Origin of the sequence: Empedobacter sp. UBA5528 (genome assembly GCF_002426075.1) — a bacterium.
Lineage (GTDB): Bacteria > Bacteroidota > Bacteroidia > Flavobacteriales > Weeksellaceae > Empedobacter > Empedobacter falsenii_B.
On sequence record NZ_DINY01000068.1, the window covers coordinates 18150 to 37237 of the forward strand.

Below are 19088 nucleotides of genomic sequence, written 5' to 3' on the forward strand. Positions count from 1 at the left end.
TTATCATTTTTATGAAAAGAATAATTAGTTTATTGAGTGTTTTAGCCACAGTTGCTGTGGCTAATGCTCAGTTGCATACGGTTGATATTAAGAGTTTTGATGAGTTGAAATCATATTTTGAACAAGATGAAAATAAACCTGTTATTATTTCGGGACATAGAGGAGGTATGATGCCTGGTTATCCTGAAAATAGTATTGAGGCTTTTGAGAAAACCTTGTCTATTATGCCTTCTTTTTTTGAGATAGATCCTCAACTTACAAAAGATTCTGTTCTTATTTTGATGCACGATGATACCTTGAATCGTACGACAAATATGCAAGGAAAGGTAAAAGATTATACCTATGCTGAAATAAAACATGCGAAATTAAAAGATAGGGAAGGAAAGTTGACTGATTTTAAAATTCCGACACTAAAAGAAGCTTTGGATTGGAGTCAAGGAAAAACTATTTTTCAATTGGATAATAAAGGTGTTCCGTATGCAACTTATGTGAAATTTCTGAAAGAAAATCCTTATCCTAATGTAGTTTTAGGTTTGCGAAAAGATGATGAGGTTGCTTATTATGCAAAACATCTTGAGTATGTAATGTTTATGAAACCTTTTCATTCGATGAAAGATGTTGAAAGTTTTGAGAAACTAAATGTTTCGTATGATAGAATGATTGCTTGGATTGGTTTGGAAGTGAAAGAAGAACAAAAAGAAATGATAGCTTATTTGCGTAAAAAAGGTGTTATGGTGATGATTGCCATTGCGCCTTCTACGGATAAATTGCCAACCGATATAGAAAGGGCAAGGGGTTATATTCAGCATTTAATTTCTCGACCAGATATTATTGAAACAGATTATCCTTCGCAATTCATTAACTACAAGTAATTTTATTAAAATATTTAGCAGAATACATCCTATTTGTTTCGAATAGGATTTTTTTTTGGTTAACTAAATTTATTTCAGTTGTGCATTCTTCATGTAAAAAGATTCTTTTCATTTTGTGATTTTAGAGTCTTGGATGATTACAGCCTTATTATCTTCTTGAGAGGCTATTTTCTTCATTTATACAACAAGCTTTGTGAGTTAAATGCTTAATATATGGTATTATATTTTATTTATTTGTAAATTAGTCATTATTAAATAATTACCAATGTGTATTGTTTTTATAAAAGCTGTAGTATGAAGGAAACAGAATTTACATTTTTGGAACTTCAGCAAATCTATGCGGAGTTTGTAGAACGTTATAGTACAAAGGATTTTAAATTGACTAAAGATGAGTTGATGACGGATCAAGAGGTTGCTGAATTGTTTGGTATATCTGAAAAGACTCTGGATAGGTGTCGCAAAAAAGGTGAGATTAAGTTTTTTAGATTAGGTTCTAAGAACTACTATTTGAGGAGTTTATTGTTTTTGGATATTTTGAAGAGGTATAATGATTGACAATTTTATGTGGGTCATTTAACTTTAATATTCCTAAGGCTAAATATGATTAGATTATTTTAGCCTTAGGAATATGTTTTTAAGTACTAATGGCACCTAAATAAACTGAGTTTGACACTTGGTCTTCTGTTTGTGAACGGAAGGCAATCCAAAAGTGTAGGGTTTTACCTATTTGAAAGTTGGATAGGCTTAAAGTGTAAGTTTCGTTCATTCGTTCTGTTGCATTTTCAATAAAAAATGTATTGTTTTCGTTTTCTACTGCTACTAATATTTGCAACATATCTGTAGCTGTGTCTGATGTGGGTGAAGCATTGTTCTGCCAGTTTATCTCGACCATTGCGGCTGATACTAAAGTAATAGATAATGGAATGGCGGCTAATAATGCACCTTTGGAGAAACAAATATTTTGGTAATTTGGTGTTATAGTGGCTGTTGAATAGTCTATTACAAGGTTTGTTGTGATGTTGGTAAACGCTTGATTGTAAGAAGATCGCATGCCTGTACGATAACCATAGTGTTTGCAAGCATAGGCTCTGTATGAGGTCATAAAGTCTATGGCAAGTTTCATTCTTTGCTGAACGAGTAATTGTTTTTCTGATGGTGCTTTGGTTCTTTTTTTAGGTCTGATTCTTGAAATCTCGTGACCATTTACATTTGCTACAACTATACGCCCTGTGCGTCCTGAAGAGCCTGCTAAAAGTGAATCATAAATTTTTCCCATTGTTTTATTTTTTTAGGGGTTATTATGCTAAAGTTCAGCAATATATATTGACAAAAATTCTATTTTCTTAAAATTTCTCTAATTGTCAGGTTTTTTCCTTATTTTTCTTTCTTTTTCCTTGGTTATCTGTTTTTGTCTTTTCTATTAATTGATTATCAATTGATTATAAGTTATGTACTGTTTTTATGTGTTTGTTTTTTCGATGATTCTTCGATAGTTCTTCGATGGTTTTATATCTATTCTATATTTGTTCTTCGATGTTTGTTCGATGTTTGTTCGATGAAGTGGAGTAGAAGTTTTTATGTAGAAAATATGTAGAAAATTTTCATAAAGTTTGTTTTGATTGGCTTTGTTTACAAAAAAATATAAGTGCAAATGATGTTATATTGACAAAAAAGGTGTTGCTATATAACTAAAAAATCCGAGCTATGAGCTCGGATTTTTTATGTGTGAATGTATAATTATTTTGCTTGTTTATCAATTTCGTTTTGAATTATTTGCCAATCATAGATTTGGAATGTTTTTCCATTGCTCATAGCAACAAAGAAACCTTTTGGGAATTTAGTTCCAAAATTGAAGTTTATAGCATCAGCTCCGTCACATTCGATAGTAGAAACTGGGATTTTAGCAATCAATTTGTGTTCATTCGGATTTGAAGCTTCACCTTGTCGTTTGTATACATTAAAATAATTTGCTTGTTGATCCGAAATTAAGATATAGCCATCTGTTGCATTGGTTTTATAAATTGCAATTCCTTCGTGGTCGCGTTTAAAATCTTTTTGCCCAAAAAATGCAATTTCTTCGTTTCCTTTTTCTGGATCAGCATAATATTTTCTAATTCCTGCTGTTTCGTCAGCATAATAAATAAAGCCTAATTCTTCGTCAACTGCAATGGCTTCAATCTCTTTATTACCCGAATAATTTCCAAATTTGCGTACTAAAGTTGCTTCTATTTTTCCGTTCTTGTTTTCTAATGCATATTGATGTAGGTATTCGCCACTTACACCGTCTTTACGACCAACGATTGCATAAAACTTGTTGTTTTTGCTTTTGTAGAGCGCAATTCCCATTGGGTCTCGTAATGTTTCGTCTTTGAAAACTTCGACTCCGCCATTGTCAATCAATTTAAAATCTGGAAGCGAAACAATTCTAATTTTATTGTTTGCACGTTCGGTAAGCACTGCAATGTCAATGTTTTTTCCATTCAGAGGAAAACCGTACATCACATCTACATTATTTGGACGATTAAGTGGAACGATTTGGTTTACGATTTTACCATTCAAATCATAGGCATATAAACCGCCCGTCTCTTCTTGTTTGTCTGTTCCAATAATAAGTGATTTTTCTGGATTCTGATAATTGATCCAAATTGCAGGATCATCAGTATCATTTGGTGTTTGCTGTGTTGTAACAGTTGGTTTTACTGCATTTGTAGGAATTGGAGCCAGTTTAGAGGATTCACAAGAAAATAGAATAGTGAAGAGTGATAATGTGATGAATATTTTTTTCATAATTGTTTAGAAATCAAATTTTAGACCTAAAGTAAAACGTGGTTGATAATATTCGAGTTGCATTGTTTGACTCGAAACTCCTTGGTAATAACGTAAAGGTTGATTTGTTAAATTGTTTGCTTCTGCAAAAATTCGTAATTGATTTGAGAATTTATACGACGCATTTGCATCTAAAAATAATTGTTTGTCATAGTAACTATCCTCGAAAGCATTTCCTCCAATTTCGTCTAAATAAGCGGCGGTATAATTAACCGAAATACGCGCAGAGAACTTTTTGTTCTCGAATGCTAACGAACCATTGAACATGTGTGGAGCTGTTTTAGGTAAATCAAGATCTTCTCTCAAATCACCATCTTCATTGGTAATTCCTTTCGCTTTCGAATCGGTGTATGTATAGTTAAGGTAAATTCCTAAATGTTTGAAAAATTCGCCTGGAATGAAATCTAATTGACGCTGAAATGCTACCTCAAACCCAAAAACATTCACGTGATCTCCATTTCTAGCTTGTGTCATTTTCCAGTTTTCTCCAGCAGGAACTGGGTTTGCTACGTCAGGAAAAAGTGTTTGGAAATCATTTGTTGTAAATGTATTGTTTTTGTAGGTATAGATGAAATCGTTTAATTTTTTGTAGAAAAATCCTCCTGAAACAATTCCGATATTTTCGAAATAGTTTTCAGCCATTAAATCATAGTTTATGGCATAGGTTGCTTTTAGATTTGGGTTACCTGCAAAAAGCTCTGTATCTTCTTTTAAAACACTTACAAAAGGAGCTAAACTGTAATAATTTGGTCGTGCAATACTTGTTGTGAACGCTGCTCTTAGAATAAAATCATTTGTAAATTTATGTTTCAAAGAAAGACTTGGTAAAACATTGGTATAATCGTTTTTGTGCTTGATTTCTCCAATTAAATCTTCTTCATCTTGTACATAATTCCCTGTATAATCTATTGAAGTATTTTCGATACGAACACCAACGATCAAAGATGTTTTAGATGATAAATCTTGATCCCAACGAATGTATCCTGCCGAAATATATTCTTTCGCTTTATAGTTAGAGGCTAGATATTCAGAAGGTTCTAAGTTAGATTTGAATAGATTTGTATTGTTTAAATCTAAATTTCCTAATTGATGATTTGAATAGAAATATCCAGCTTGGTATTTTTTACCAGCATTGAAACGATTGCTTGACCAATTTACAGGATTTTGAGTACTCAAATTTCCCATTCCATCTATGCTTTCGTATGAATAGAAAATATTTTCGCGCTCTTTGTCTTTCAATCGAAGGCGACCACCAAAGCGTAAGCGTCCTTTCTGATTTGGAATAAGACTTAAGGGAACTCTGAAATTAAGCTTTGCACCAAATTCTGTTTCATCTGTATAATCGTGTTGTTCTGATAATGAACCAACTTTGAATTTGGTCAAATCTTCTGTAGAAGTTGTTGTTACATTTGGATATTTTGCATCAGATAAATCTTCATTAAAGGTAACACCTTTTGCACGATAATCGATGTAGCGCTCATTTGGTCTGTCTTCGCTTGCTTTTGAATAAGAAACAGCCCAATCCATATCGATTTTTGGAGATAATAAATGCTCTCCTCGTAACGATATATTGTAAACACGTTGATCTTCTAAACGTGCATTTTTATTGCGGTTATTATTAATTCCACCTTTTGTTTCGCGACGTATATTTCCTGTGTAAGTTCCTGTTTTTTCATCAAATTCTAAATCGCGATAAGTTACTCTATAACGATTTTCTCTGTCGTCACGCCAATTGTAAATAGCAGAAAGATCTATTCTATTGTTTTCATTAAACTGATAATCTGCTGAAAAAGATGCACTTCTTCTTACACGTTGAATGTCATATTTACGAATCTGAAATTGTGACAAATAGGTTTTATTTTCATCTTTGTCCCAAACAGCTTCGATATTATCTGAACCAAAATTTTGAACTTGATAACTTCCTGAAACAACTACACCTAATTTCTTGTTGAAGAATCTATTTCCATATAAAAAAGACGAATTGTACAAGCCTTTTTCGCGAATTGGTGCATAACCACCAGAAGCCGTTATAGAAATACGCTCTTTATTTGGAACAGCACGTGTAATCAGATTTACAGCTCCACCAATTGCGTCTGCATCCATATCTGGTGTCAAAGTTTTGTTCACTTCTATAGATGAAATCATTTCCGCAGGAATTAAATCCATTTGTACATTTCGGTTATCACCTTCGGCAGATGGAATACGATCTCCATTTAACATGACCGAATTTAATTCGGGTGATAAACCTCTAATGATAATGTTTCTAGCTTCACCTTGATCGTTTTGCATTGTAACTCCAGTGACACGTTTTAACGCATCTCCGATGTTAGAATCGGGAAAACGACCAACTTGATCTGAAGAAATGATATTGGTAATATTTCCGTTATTTTTTTGTTGATTCAATGCTTTTGCTTGCCCTTTTAAATAATCTCCAACTACAACAACTTCATTTAGTTCGTTGTAACCTGCGTTTAGAGAAAAATCAATAACTGCTGTTTTATTTTCGGTAACTTCTATTTGTTTTGAGNNATGGTATAAATACCAGGTGTAAGATTTAGAAATTGATAATTACCATTTTGGTCAGATACAGTATATTTATTGGAATTCTCGATGCGAATTGTAGCTCCTGGTAACGAAAATTGATCGTTAGAATCTACAACTTTTCCTGAGATAACACCGCTTTGAGCCAAAACGAATGGACCTAGAATGAATAAGGAGAGTTTTAAAAGATGTTTCATTAGAAATTAATTTCGTCAAAAATACATTTGCTATATTTCCTAATTGTTAAATATTTATTAAGAAATATTTAACAATTATAAAATTACTTCAATGATTAGTATGTAATTTGATATTAAATCTAGCTTTTTACTAATTTTAGATGCGTAGTAATTGTTACTTTTGCATGAAATAAAACTTCTGATGTCGATTGCTGAATATTTAAAATTCAATCAAAAAATAAATTATAAAAACGAAATATTAGCCGGCTTAACTGTTGCTATGACAATGATTCCTGAATCGCTTTCGTTTGCAATTTTAGCTGGTTTATCACCTTTAATTGGTTTGTATGGTGCATTTATCATGGGAATTGTAACGGCGGTTTTTGGAGGAAGACCAGCGATGGTTGCGGGTGGAGCAGGTGCTACCGTTATTACTTTAATCGCGTTGAATGCAACGTATGGTGAGCAATATATTTTTGCTGCGGTTGCTTTAGCAGGAGTTTTCCAGATAGTAATTGGTGTTTTCAAATTAGGAAGATTTGTTCGTTTAATTCCTCAACCTGTTATGTATGGCTTTCTAAATGGTTTGGCTGTTGTTATTTTTATGTCACAAATAGAACAATTCAAATCAACTACGAATGGAATAACGAGTTGGTTGAGCGGTACATCTTTTTATACGATGGCTGGATTGACGCTAATTACAGTTCTGATAGTTTATTTCTTTCCGAAATTAACGAAAATTATTCCAGCTTCTTTGGTTGCAATTCTTGTGACTTTTCTATTGGTAATTGGATTTCATATTGATACAAAGACTGTTGGTGATATTGCGAGTATCAAAGGAGAATTGCCAAGTTTTCATATTCCGAGTGTTCCGTTTACGTTAGAAACCTTGAAAATTATTTTGCCTTATTCGATTATTATGGGTTCGGTTGGGTTAATTGAAACTTTGCTAACGCTTACTTTGGTGGATGAGGTGACTGAAACGAAAGGTTCGTCGAATAAAGAATGTTTGGCGCAAGGTGCTGCAAATATTACAAATGGTTTTTTCGGTGGAATGGGAGGTTGTGCAATGATTGCTCAGACATTTGTTAATTTAGATGCAGGTTCTCGTTCTAGATTAGGACCAGCAATTGGTGCAATTACAATCTTGATTATTATTCTAATTGGTGCTCCAGTGATTGAGAAAATTCCGATGGCAGCACTTGTTGGTGTAATGATGATGGTTGCGATTTTGACTTTTAAATGGGGATTTTTTAAATTGATAACTAAAATGCCAAAATCGGATGTGTTTGTAAGTATTTTGGTGGCGATTATCACGATTGTGTTACATAACCTTGCTTTGGCTGTTTTTGTAGGTGTTATTGTTTCGGCTTTGGTTTTTGCTTGGGATAATGCTAAACGTATTCGAGCACGTAAATCTGTTGATGATAATGGACGAAAAATATATGAGATTTATGGACCACTTTTCTTTGGTTCGACTTCTACTTTTTTAGAGAAATTTGAAATTAATTCTGATCCAAGAATAATTGTTATAGATTTGAAAGAGAGTAGAATAGTTGACATGAGTGCAATTGAATCTTTACATATTATTACATCTAAATATGCACAACAAGATAAAATTGTAATTTTGCGACATTTGAGTAAAGATTCTATTCGATTATTAGAAAATGCAAAAAGTGTTATTGAGGTAAATATTGAAGAAGATCCGACTTATAATGTGATGCCGAAATAAAAAAAGTCAGCTTTTTAGAAGCTGACTTTTTTTATAAATATCGTTCATTAATTACATTCATATGATGGATGGAATGACCAGCCATTACATAACCGATTTTCTCAACAGAATACTCTCGATTACCAACTTTTCCTATTTTGTTTAAAGTTTCATCATTAAAAGATTCAAACTGAAAGTAAGTTGCTTTCATCAAATTAGTCCATTCTTTTATTAATTCTTCAGGCTTTCTTTCATTTGCATTTGAAGTCAATACATAGGCGTTTTCATCGAAGAAATTTAATGTTTGTGAATCTTCTCTCGCAATATGTTGTGCACGATAGGAAAAAATACGTTCGCAATCTATACAATGTTGTATCATTTCTTTGATGGTCCATTTACCTTCTGCATAGGCATAACCCCATTTATCTAATTCTGTTACAATTATTAATGTTTTCTTGATGTCAGCAATACGTGTTTGTAAAGCATCTACAACTTCTATTCCATCGTAAATAGAAGTATAATTGTCGTGGTTTATTGTATTCATTTTTCAGTAATTTTTTACAATTTAAGAATAATTTGATGGAGTTATTTTAAGTATTTGTTAAAAATAAACCTTCATTTTTTTGAATTCATTTTTGATTTTAATAAAAAAATACGATTCTTTTAGAAATCATAAATCTTGTATTTGATAAATTTATTTTCCTGAAAATCGTTGTTAAGTTTGAGTTGGAAAGTAATTTTAAAAACATAGAATATAAGCACATGATTTCTAACTTATCATACTCAAGTGGTGCATCACAATATCCTCTTTTAGGAGAAACAATTGGCGAAAATTTACGAAATACGGTTGCAAAATATCCGCAACAAGAGGCTTTGGTTTGCGTAGATCAAAATTATAGAGCGACGTATACAGAATTTTATTCACAAACCGAACAAATAGCAAAATCATTGATTGCAATTGGTTTGCAAAAAGGAGATCGCGTAGGTATTTGGGCGCCAAATCGTGCGGAATGGACATTGTTACAATATGCAACGGCCCGTGTGGGAATGATTTTGGTTAATTTGAATCCTGCTTATCGTGAAAATGAACTCGAATTTGTATTAAATCAAGCTGAAATTTCTGCAGTTTTTGCTTCTTTAAGCTTCAAAACAAGTGAGTATAAAGTGATGTTGAATAATGTAAAAGAGAATGCGAAATTACTAAAACATATCATTATTTTTGAAGAAAATTGGGATGATTTTTTGATTAAAGGAGAAGAAATTTCGACTTCAGAAGTNNGTAACTTTAACGCATCATAATTTATTGAACAATGGTTTTTTTATTGGTGTTCGATTAAATTATACGCATCGTGATCGTGTTTGTATTCCTGTTCCATTTTATCATTGTTTCGGAATGGTAATTGGTAATATGGCGTGTACTTCGCATGGCGCTTGTATGGTAATTCCTTCGGATAGTTTTGATCCTGCAAAGACTTTAAATGCAGTCGAAATGGAAAAGTGTACATCACTTTATGGAGTTCCGACGATGTTTATTGCGGAATTAGAATTACCAAATTTTGATCGTTTCGATTTAACATCTTTGAGAACTGGTGTAATGGCTGGTTCGCCTTGTCCGATTGAAATTATGAAGAAAGTGCAAGCTAAAATGAATATGAAAGAAGTTTCGATTTGTTATGGGATGACAGAAACTTCGCCAGTTTCTACACAAACTATTATCGGAACACCTTTAGAAAAGCAAGTTTCGACGGTTGGAACAGTTCAAGATCATTTAGAAATTAAGATTATTGATCCGCAAACAGGAGATATTTTACCTCGTGGAATTGCTGGTGAATTTTGTACAAGAGGTTATTCCGTCATGCAAAAATATTGGAACAATCCGGAAGCAACTGCGCAAGTTATTGACGAAAATAATTGGTTGCATACTGGTGATTTAGCGACTATGGATGTTGATGGTTATATTAATATTACTGGACGAATTAAAGATATTATTATCAGAGGAGGAGAAAATATTTCACCAAAAGAGATTGAAGATTTTTTGTACGAACATGAATCAATTTCTGATGTTCAAATTATTGGCGTTCCAAGTATCAAATATGGAGAAGAAGTAATGGCTTGGGTGAAAGTGAAAGATGGTATTAGTGTAACAGAAGACGAATTGAAGGCTTATTGTTTATCCATTGCTCATTTCAAACGTCCTAAATATTGGAAGTTTGTACAAGAATTCCCTATGACTATCTCAGGGAAAATTCGAAAAATAGAAATGAGAGAAGTTTCTATAAAAGAATTAGGTTTAGAAAATGCACGAAAAGTGAAAACATCTTAAAAAAAGTATTAAAATCTATATCAAAAGTAGACTCAAAAATAATAATTTCAATTATCTTTGAGTCTATTTTAATTTTACAAAAATAAACGATCTAAACGATGTCAAATATCTTATTAATCGAAGATGAACAGGCAATTCGCAACGTTTTGAAAAGCATTTTAATGGACGAAAATCCAAAATGGAATGTGGATGAAGCTGAAAACGGAGCTATAGGGCTTGAAAAAATAAAAGAAAAAGAATACGACTTAATTATAAGTGATATAAAAATGCCGTTGAAAGATGGGATGGAAGTTTTATCGGAAGCGATGGAATACAATCCTGATTTAACAATGGTGATGATAACGGGGCACGGAGATGTTGATTTGGCTGTAGATGCGATCAAAAAAGGTGCGTACGATTTTATTTCAAAACCACCAGATCTTAATAAATTATTGACGACTGTTCGTAATGCTTTAGACCGTAAATCGTTGCTGTCTTCGAATAAAGAATTGAAGAAAGAAAATAAAGCTTTAAAGAAAAAAGTTGCTAAAAAATATGAAATGATTGGTGATGCTCCTGCAATTGCAGAAGTAAAACAAATTATAGATAAAGTGGCTGCTACAGACGCTCGTGTATTGATTCTTGGTCCAAATGGAACAGGTAAAGAGTTGGTTGCTCATCATTTACACGAGAAAAGTAATCGTAATGTAAAACCTTTGGTTGAAGTGAATTGTGCGGCAATTCCAGCTGAATTAATCGAAAGTGAATTGTTTGGTCATGTGAAAGGATCGTTTACTGGAGCTGTTAAAGACAAGCAAGGTAAGTTTGAATTGGCAAATGGAGGAACAATTTTTTTAGATGAAATAGGGGATATGAGTCTTTCTGCTCAAGCAAAAGTTTTGCGTGCGCTACAAGAAGGAAAAGTTTCGCCAGTTGGTTCTGAGAAAGAGATTAATGTAAATGTTCGTGTAATTGCTGCAACAAATAAAGACTTACGAAAAGAGATTGAGGAAGGTCGTTTTCGCGAGGATTTATACCATCGTTTAGCGGTAATTATCATTAATGTTCCAGCACTTAATGATCGTAAAGATGATATTCCTGCTTTGGTTGAACATTTTATTACTGATACAACAAGTCAAAAATCTTTTGATAATTCAGCGTATGATGCTTTGAAAGAATTAGATTGGTCAGGAAATATTCGTGAGTTAAGAAATGTTGTTGAACGTTTATTGATTTTGGGTGATGATCCAATTTCGAGAAAAGATGTTGAACAATTCGTGAAAAAATAATTCATCTCAGATGAAAAAGATTTTCTTTTTGCTATTTATCAGTCAACTCTTTTTATTTTCTTGTAAAAAGGACAATGTAGAAGTGGATAAAAGTTCAGATAGCTTATCGCATGAAGATGTATTGTCTTTAGAAAAAAATTCTGTTTTTACAAATGAAACGCTTGTTTATAAGGGTGTTTTTGAAGGAAAATATTTTGGGGATAAAATTGTTTTGAAATTAGCAGATGATAAATTTACTGCTGAATACAAAGGTCAATCTTATAACGGAGAATTATTCAAAAAAGATGATGGATCGTTGATGGAGATTGATTCAAAAAAGAAAAAATTACCTTTTCAATTTTTACGTTGGTCGGACAATTCGGAGATTATGATTCTCAATGAAGATGGAATGGCTGATGATAATGGTGAAAATTATTTAACAAGAATTTCAGACAAATGAAAATAAAATTTACATGGATTTTAAGTCTTATTGCAATTACTTTTTTAGTAAGTTGTAATTCTTCTTCAGCCAGTAAAAATGATGAATTAGGAAAACGTTTTTTCGAAAATTATTCATCTCGAAAAGATTACAAGAAAATGTTGTCTTTTTACAATGATAGTTTGGTATATGAAAATGTAGCACAATATTCGGGAGGTTCTACGGTAGATCCGCGTTATTTATTGAATGATATTATTCGTTGGAGTGATCAAACGATGCAATATGAAAATAATAAATTATTGAAAGTAAATGAATTATTTTCTAACGATTCGATGATTATTGCAAACGGAGAATTTTCGCCTTATACCTATAATGGAATGAAGTTTCCAGCGATGAAATTCACGACATATTTGTATTTAGATCAAAATTCGAAAATCAAAAAACAAGTTGATTGGTTTAATTATCCAATTGAGGATATTATAGAGTTGTATCAATTGCAACAAGGTCAAGACAAAATAAAACTAGATAAACAATAGTTTTTAGTAAATCCAGTTAGAGTTTTTTAACTGGATTTTTTTATTTTTAGATATGATAAGAATTGCCGTAGAAAATGATATTCCTGAACTGAAAAGAATGATGATAAAATTGTTACAACATCATCAAGAGTTTAATGCATTGTATCAAATAGATTTGACCTACAAACATGATATTGATGATTTTTTCAAGGGAATTTTACATCAACAGAATATAAAAATATTTGTAGCCGAAATAGAAAATCAGTTGACGGGATATATTATTTGTTCGAAACATCTTCGTCCGAAATATTTTGTGATTAAATCAAAAGGAAGAATAGATTCGTTGTATGTTGATGCAAATTATCGCAATCAAAACATCGCTTCTAAATTGGTTAAAGAAGCGATAAATTTCTTGAACGATCAAGCATATATTGAATTAGAATTTACAGCTGAAAATCAATTTGCAAAAGGTTTTTGGCTGAAAAATGGTTTTGAGATTTTGAATCATCAATGTATTTTGAAATTGAATTAATATCAAAAAAAAAGCTCCAAAATAGGAGCCTTTAATTTATTGTTCAGAATTGAAATAGACTTTATAATAATACATTTTCTTTTCTTCGTCAAAACCACGCTCCAAATATTCTTCAGCTGCATCAGGATTTGTCAAATCTAATTTGATGTTAATCTTTGTATCTAATTTAATTTCACTTTTAATTTTCTTAGATTCTTTCATCAAAGTTGGAACTGAAACTTCGAAAGCTTCCACAAATTCAACACGATTATTTTCGCTATAATCTTTCTTATATTCTTTGAATTCATCAATAATTTCGAAAGGTTTCAAAACTTGATCTTCAAAAATTTCATTCGTTACAACTTCATTCGAATTCAACACATTTATCGAATTTGAGATAAATTCTGCTTGTTGTTTTTTGTCTGTTTTATCCAAAAGAAAATCATTCGAGAAATCTGTAATCAACTCCATATATTTCTTCGTATGGTAATTGTTGTCCTTAATCAAATCAATTTCTAAGAAATTTTTCTTCCAATATTCTGACTCCACATTTTTATCATCGATAGAGTAGACGCGGAAACCTTCGTCGCGATAAGCATCAAGAATAAGACAGGCTTTGTCGATTCCTTCTAGCTTATAACCTTTCCAAATGTTGTAATCTAAACCACGTGATTCGTCAAAACGCAAGAATTTCTTCTTATTCTCTAATTTATAAATTCCAATTCCACGGCAAGGAATTCCGTCGAACATCATATTTTCGAAAAGGGCAATAAAAACTTCACCACTTTTGATCTGCGGATGTAATGATTTCTCGTATAAATGACTTAAAACTTCTTGCGAAAAATCGATAAAATCTATTTCTTCATCAAACATTTGCTTGCATTGATTATACAAAACATTAAATTCTAACTTTTCTGTATAATGCGTGAAACGATTAATTTCGAGTGTTTTTTTGAAAGGACTTAATAAGAAAGGTACCAATTGTTCTTCCTTAGATTCATCGTATTCTAGTGTTTTATCGGCAAAAATGTTAGCTTCTTCTCGAACTTTATGTCCAACTTTTTGTAAACTAATAAAGGCGATGTAAGCATTTTTAACGTCAATCATTTTATATAATTTCTTAAAAACAAAAGTAATCAATTCAGAAATCAATACAAACGATGTCAGGAATAAAAATATTTAACAAAATTGTCAAACAAAATTGTTAATGCAATTCATTGAATTTGAATGGCTTATAAATTATTTTGATTGTTATAACATTTTCTATGGTTTAAACTTATAATTATGGCACGGAAATAGTATTAGGAGAAATGTCTTAATTTATTAAAAAGTTGGGTGATGAAAAAAATTAAATTTACACTTTTAGGAGTAGCTTTTACAGCCATGTTAGCTGTTGGTGTAAATGCTCAAGATAGAGGTCAAAGAGGTGGTGAGAGAAGTTCTTCTTCAAGAGAAGCAACTTCAAGAAGTCAAGGGAATGGACGCTCTGAAATGGCTAGAACAGAAAATAGAACTAGCCGTATTGAAGGAAATAGAACAGAAAGAATAGGTCGTGGAAATTCTACGAATGAATCTTGGAAAAATTCTACAAATAGAACAGAACGTGAAACTAGTACACGTATAGATAGAAATAATACTGCTATTGTAGGTAGCAGACCAAGTTCTAATAAAGATTGGAATAATAGTAGAAATAGCCAAGGAAATCAAGGCAATAGATCTGAGAGTTTAAAAAACAGAGATTTCTACAACAATCCAGTTCGTATAAATTCTAGCTCATACAACAGAGGAAACCGACCAGTTTCTAATGTGAATGTAAGAAACTATAACAAGTATTCGTATAACAGTTATAACTTCTACGGAAACAATGGTATTTACTATCGTCCTTATAACAATGGATATGTGAGATATATGCCATATGTAGGATTTAGAATTAATATTTTACCAGTAGGTTATGTAACAATTAATATTGGTAATAGAAATCCATATTATTTCTACGAAGGTGTTTATTACAGCCCAAATAGAAATTATTATGAAGTAGTTCAAGCTCCACTAGGTGCTATCGTATATGCGTTACCAGCAGGATATGAAAGAGTAGATTATGGAGGAGAATATCTGTATGAATTTGGAGGTGTTTTGTACCAAAAAATTTACAATAGAGGAACAAGAGCTTATCAAGTAGTAGGTTATTTAGATTAGTATAGGTTTTAGTAGTTAAGTAAAAGCCCAAACAGATTGTCTGTTTGGGCTTTTTATTTGTAGCGAAGAGCAGAATCGAACTGCCGACCTCAGGGTTATGAATCCTGCGCTCTAACCATCTGAGCTACCTCGCCTAAATTTTAATTTTTGCAAAGGTAATTTTTTTTTGATTTTATAACAAAACTTATTTTGATTTTCTTTGGTAGATACAATTCATTTTATATCTTGCGACTTCAATAAAATAGAATTATGCCAAAAAAGAAATATCAAGTAGAATTTTCAATCAAGTCTTCACCGTCTTTGCTATATAACTATATTTCAAACCCTTCTGGTTTATCAGAATGGTTTGCAGATAACGTAAATTCTCGTGGAGAAAAATATACTTTTATTTGGGATGGACACGAAGAATCTGCATTTTTGATGAAATCTAAGCAAGATGGATACGTGCGCTTTCAATGGGAATATGATGAAGATACAAAATATTTCTTCGAATTAACAATTGTAGAAGACGATTTAACGAACGATGTATCATTAGTTATTACAGATTTTGCTGATGAAGACGAAGTAGAAGAATCAAAACAATTGTGGGAAAGTCAAATTGAAGATCTAAAAAAAATCTTAGGATCTGTTTAAAATCTATTATTTTGAAAATTAACTTAGGTGGCGTTATTGTCGAAAAAGCAAATGCAGAAATAGGAATTCAGAACAGAGCTTTTCGTAATGGTGATGCTGTAAAAGAAATTTTGCGATTTGTAAATGGTGAAATTATTGATTGGGAAGATCATTATTTCAATTTAATGGCTTCTATGCGTATTTACCGCATGAATATTCCGTTAGATTTTACACCAGAATTTTTTCAAGAACAAATCAATTTATTAGCAGAAGCAAATCAGACCAAATCAGGGAAAGTAGAATTTTTTGCGTTCAGAAATGATGAGGAAGATTATCTAAAAGCATCCATCAATTATTTGATTTCCATTGAAAATAGTGAAAATGATTGGGAGTTTTTACAAGCTGAAAACGAAATTGATGTTTACAAAGATTATGCGATCAATACTGCATTTTATTCACTTGTGAATACGTATCGTCCAGAAGAAAATATTGCAGAAATCTATCGTTTAGAGAATGATTATGCTGATATTATTTTGCTAAATGCAAACAAAAAAATGGCGCGTTCTTTACGAGGAAATATTTTTGTTGTGAATGGAGAAACGATTCGTACACCGAAAAAAGAAGAAGGTGTTATTACTAGTGTTTTGAGAAATAATTTCATTACAAAAATTAATAAAGCCGAAGAATTTAAAGTAGAAGAAGTCGAAATTTTTCCATTTGAAATTCAGAAGGCAGAAGAAGTTTTCATTTTGATTGATGGAATTGGAATTTTACCAATTACCAAAAATCGTAAAAAAGAATACACTTTAGACAAAACAAAATCGATTTTTAAGTATTTATAATTGATTAATTCATAGAAGGATCAGCGGGGGTGTTTAGCCAAATTAAGTTCTCACCTCCAAGCTGTTTCATCAATTTTTTCCACAAATCAGCATCCCAACGCTCAAAAATATCAAAATCCAAATCCGTTACAGCCCACGAATTATTGTTTAATTCATCTTTGATTTGCTTTGGTGCCCAACCACAATATCCAATAAAAAACTTGATTTCATCTTGACTAATCAAATTCTGATTTACTGCATCACGCACATCTTCATATACGCCAGACCAATATAAATTTTTAGTAATTTTTTCACTATTTCTGATTAAATCAGGTCGTTTGTGAATATAATAGATGTTTTCTTTATCGACAGGTCCACCTTCAAAAACAATAGATGCAGACTCCATTTCAGATACAAAAATACTAATCGGAATATGAGAAGAATGATTAAGAATAAAACCAATACTTCCAGATTCTAAGTGTTCTGTAATTAAAATTACACTTCTCTGAAAAATATCGTTACTTAATGTTGGTTTTGCGACCAAAATAACTCCTTTTTTTATACTTTTGATAGACATTTTTGTTTCGGTTTTGTTACGTGAAATCTTAACGAAATATACAATTAGCTGTTTAAAAATATAAAATAATCATTAATGAAACAAGATTTAAGTTATAAAAGAAAAGTTTACGAAAAACAGTCGATGAATTTTGATTCGTTAAGAGAAAATCCGATCGAACAATTTCGTGATTGGTTTCTGCAAGCTGAAGAATCGGATGGAGTGGATGAAGCAAATGCGATGTCTGTTGCAACGATTGGTGAAGATGGATTTCCGAGAACGCGTGTTGTTTTATTGAAAAGATATACGGACGAAGGTTTTATTTTTTATACGAATTACAACAGTCAGAAAGGAAAAGCTTTATTAGAAAATCCGAAAGTTTGTTTGTCATTTTTTTGGCCATTTCTAGAAAGACAGATTATTATAAAAGGTGTGGCTGAAAAAACTTCGGATAATAATTCGGATGGATATTTCGAAACACGTCCAAGAAGTAGCCAGTTAGGCGCTTGGATTTCGGCGCAAAGTTCTGTGATTGATGAGCACGAAGATTTAGCGACAGAGGAATTGGAATTAGAAAAAAAATACGAAGGAAAAGAAATTCCTCGTCCAGCACATTGGGGAGGTTTCTTGATTCGTCCAACTGAGATAGAGTTTTGGCAAGGACGTCCAAGTCGTTTACACGATAGAGTTCGTTATGTTTTACAAGACGATTTTGATTGGAAAAAAGAGCGTTTAGCACCTTAAGATATAAAACAAAAGCCTCTAATTAAGAGGCTTTTGTTTTTGATGTATAGTCTAATAATGGTTCGTATTCTTTTAGGAAAGCAGCTTTTTTTTGAAACAATAAGTTATTTGAAACTTGATCTACAAAGTATAAATTTTCGATTAAATTTTCAAAAGCATTGTTGTTATAACCTGTAGAGTCAAAAAAGAAAATCCAATCTTCATCTATAAAATATTGTGCATTTTCAATTTCTCGAATAGTTATTTTTTCCTTTGCGATTTCACTTTGTAGAATATCTTTTGTTACATTTTTAAGTTGCTCTATTTGATTATTCAAAACTGTTAAAGCTTCGATTCTTAGCTTTTCATGAATGGGTTTTGTTGCAAAATTAATATGAGTTCTAATTTCATTTACCAATTGAATATTTGCTGATAAATCTGCTTCAACTTTGATGCAATCTTCTAACAAAATAGTTTTTTGTTCATCTAAATTAGATTTGAAAAATATTTTGATATTGTCTAAATATTCTGAGAACTCAGCTTCTTTTTCCTTATTTATTTGCTCTAATTCTTCTTTAACTTTCAGTACATCTTGTTTTTTATTGTAAACAACATTGTTGTATTTGAATGGTTGCGGCTTTTTTTGACCAGTAAAAAAATCTAATTGAAGTAAATCAATTTGTAAAGCTAAATATTGTTTTGCAACTAAAATATTTTCATCCGAAAACAATTCATTCGTAGGAATATTTTGTTGTTTATTCGTTAAATCAACTTCTTTAATTCGATCAAAAGGTAAATCATAATTTGTAAAAAAATGATTGTAAACTTTAGGGTAATTGTATTTATTATAAATGGTTTTAAACGTTTCAATAAATTCTGAATTATTTATTTCATTAACACGGTATAAATTTAATTGAAAGAAAAAATTGAATGTAAATTCTTCTTCAAATTCATTATTTTTTTGAAGTAATGTAATTGCTTTTGGAGATTTATCTATTTCCTTTAGATTTGAAAATCTT

General features: G+C 31.5%; 17 protein-coding genes, 1 tRNA gene and 2 pseudogenes. 12 read left to right on the forward strand and 8 right to left on the reverse strand.

Going from position 1 to position 19088, the window contains the following annotated elements; all coding sequences use genetic code 11:
* Positions 1-11 precede the first annotated feature (11 nt).
* Positions 12-872, forward strand: coding sequence for a glycerophosphodiester phosphodiesterase family protein (locus B4L98_RS14365; protein WP_291048451.1), 861 nt, complete (start codon positions 12-14; stop codon positions 870-872).
* Between the two features lie 294 nt (positions 873-1166).
* Complete coding sequence (locus B4L98_RS14370) at positions 1167-1427, forward strand: helix-turn-helix domain-containing protein (RefSeq protein ID WP_125349469.1); 261 nt, start codon at positions 1167-1169, stop codon at positions 1425-1427.
* Between the two features lie 79 nt (positions 1428-1506).
* On the opposite strand, the gene B4L98_RS14375 is transcribed toward B4L98_RS14370, so the two are convergent.
* The 3 genes and pseudogenes from B4L98_RS14375 to B4L98_RS14385 all read right to left on the reverse strand — a co-directional run bounded on the left by B4L98_RS14375 (position 1507) and on the right by B4L98_RS14385 (position 6436).
* Positions 1507-2148 (reverse strand): DUF6266 family protein, encoded by a 642-nt coding sequence (locus B4L98_RS14375; protein WP_125349470.1) that lies wholly within the window; start codon positions 2146-2148, stop codon positions 1507-1509.
* A gap of 461 nt (positions 2149-2609) precedes the next feature.
* Positions 2610-3659 carry a phytase gene (locus B4L98_RS14380; protein ID WP_286494891.1) on the reverse strand — a complete coding sequence of 350 codons (1050 nt, stop codon included), beginning with the start codon at positions 3657-3659 and terminating at the stop codon, positions 2610-2612.
* Positions 3660-3665: 6 nt separating this feature from the next.
* Positions 3666-6436, reverse strand: a pseudogene (locus tag B4L98_RS14385) (TonB-dependent receptor).
* A 181-nt stretch (positions 6437-6617) separates the two neighbouring features.
* On the opposite strand from B4L98_RS14385, the gene B4L98_RS14390 reads away from it, so the two are divergent.
* A complete protein-coding gene (locus tag B4L98_RS14390) occupies positions 6618-8147 on the forward strand; it encodes a SulP family inorganic anion transporter (RefSeq protein WP_291078602.1) in 1530 nt (509 codons plus the stop codon).
* 31 nt (positions 8148-8178) lie between these two features.
* Here B4L98_RS14390 and B4L98_RS14395 read toward each other — a convergent pair whose 3' ends face one another.
* Complete coding sequence (locus B4L98_RS14395; RefSeq protein ID WP_291078603.1) at positions 8179-8670, reverse strand: DinB family protein; 492 nt, start codon at positions 8668-8670, stop codon at positions 8179-8181.
* A gap of 218 nt (positions 8671-8888) precedes the next feature.
* On the opposite strand from B4L98_RS14395, the pseudogene B4L98_RS14400 reads away from it, so the two are divergent.
* The 5 genes and pseudogenes from B4L98_RS14400 (at position 8889) to B4L98_RS14420 (ending at position 13182) form a co-directional block, all read left to right on the forward strand.
* Positions 8889-10449 (forward strand): annotated as a pseudogene (locus B4L98_RS14400) (AMP-binding protein).
* A gap of 98 nt (positions 10450-10547) precedes the next feature.
* A complete protein-coding gene (locus tag B4L98_RS14405) occupies positions 10548-11717 on the forward strand; it encodes a sigma-54-dependent transcriptional regulator (RefSeq protein WP_125349474.1) in 1170 nt (389 codons plus the stop codon).
* Between the two features lie 10 nt (positions 11718-11727).
* Positions 11728-12156, forward strand: a complete 429-nt coding sequence (locus tag B4L98_RS14410; protein WP_038330520.1) for a hypothetical protein — start codon at positions 11728-11730, stop codon at positions 12154-12156.
* Positions 12153-12671 (forward strand): hypothetical protein, encoded by a 519-nt coding sequence (locus B4L98_RS14415; protein ID WP_038330521.1) that lies wholly within the window; start codon positions 12153-12155, stop codon positions 12669-12671. Before B4L98_RS14410 ends, B4L98_RS14415 begins: the two co-directional genes overlap by 4 nt.
* Before the next feature lie 52 nt (positions 12672-12723).
* Positions 12724-13182, forward strand: a complete 459-nt coding sequence (locus B4L98_RS14420) for a GNAT family N-acetyltransferase (protein ID WP_038330524.1) — start codon at positions 12724-12726, stop codon at positions 13180-13182.
* Between the two features lie 36 nt (positions 13183-13218).
* Here B4L98_RS14420 and B4L98_RS14425 read toward each other — a convergent pair whose 3' ends face one another.
* A complete protein-coding gene (locus B4L98_RS14425; protein WP_038330727.1) occupies positions 13219-14268 on the reverse strand; it encodes a nucleoid-associated protein in 1050 nt (349 codons plus the stop codon).
* A gap of 231 nt (positions 14269-14499) precedes the next feature.
* Here B4L98_RS14425 and B4L98_RS14430 point away from each other — a divergent pair, with 231 nt between their 5' ends.
* A complete protein-coding gene (locus B4L98_RS14430; RefSeq protein WP_125349476.1) occupies positions 14500-15357 on the forward strand; it encodes a DUF6515 family protein in 858 nt (285 codons plus the stop codon).
* Positions 15358-15417: 60 nt separating this feature from the next.
* On the opposite strand, the gene B4L98_RS14435 is transcribed toward B4L98_RS14430, so the two are convergent.
* A tRNA-Met gene (locus B4L98_RS14435) sits at positions 15418-15491 on the reverse strand.
* A 115-nt stretch (positions 15492-15606) separates the two neighbouring features.
* On the opposite strand from B4L98_RS14435, the gene B4L98_RS14440 reads away from it, so the two are divergent.
* On the forward strand, positions 15607-15990 hold the full coding sequence (locus B4L98_RS14440; protein WP_038330532.1) for an START-like domain-containing protein: 384 nt from the start codon (positions 15607-15609) through the stop codon (positions 15988-15990).
* Between the two features lie 11 nt (positions 15991-16001).
* Positions 16002-16811, forward strand: a complete 810-nt coding sequence (locus tag B4L98_RS14445) for an aminotransferase class IV (protein ID WP_221855234.1) — start codon at positions 16002-16004, stop codon at positions 16809-16811.
* Positions 16812-16815: 4 nt separating this feature from the next.
* On the opposite strand, the gene B4L98_RS14450 is transcribed toward B4L98_RS14445, so the two are convergent.
* On the reverse strand, positions 16816-17367 hold the full coding sequence (locus B4L98_RS14450; RefSeq protein ID WP_291048426.1) for a YqgE/AlgH family protein: 552 nt from the start codon (positions 17365-17367) through the stop codon (positions 16816-16818).
* A gap of 75 nt (positions 17368-17442) precedes the next feature.
* Here B4L98_RS14450 and pdxH point away from each other — a divergent pair, with 75 nt between their 5' ends.
* Positions 17443-18090, forward strand: a complete 648-nt coding sequence (gene pdxH, locus B4L98_RS14455; protein WP_221855228.1) for a pyridoxamine 5'-phosphate oxidase — start codon at positions 17443-17445, stop codon at positions 18088-18090.
* A gap of 22 nt (positions 18091-18112) precedes the next feature.
* Here the strand turns inward: pdxH and B4L98_RS14460 are convergent.
* Positions 18113-19088 (reverse strand): hypothetical protein (locus tag B4L98_RS14460; protein ID WP_291078605.1); only part of this gene is annotated, 976 nt, incomplete at its 5' end.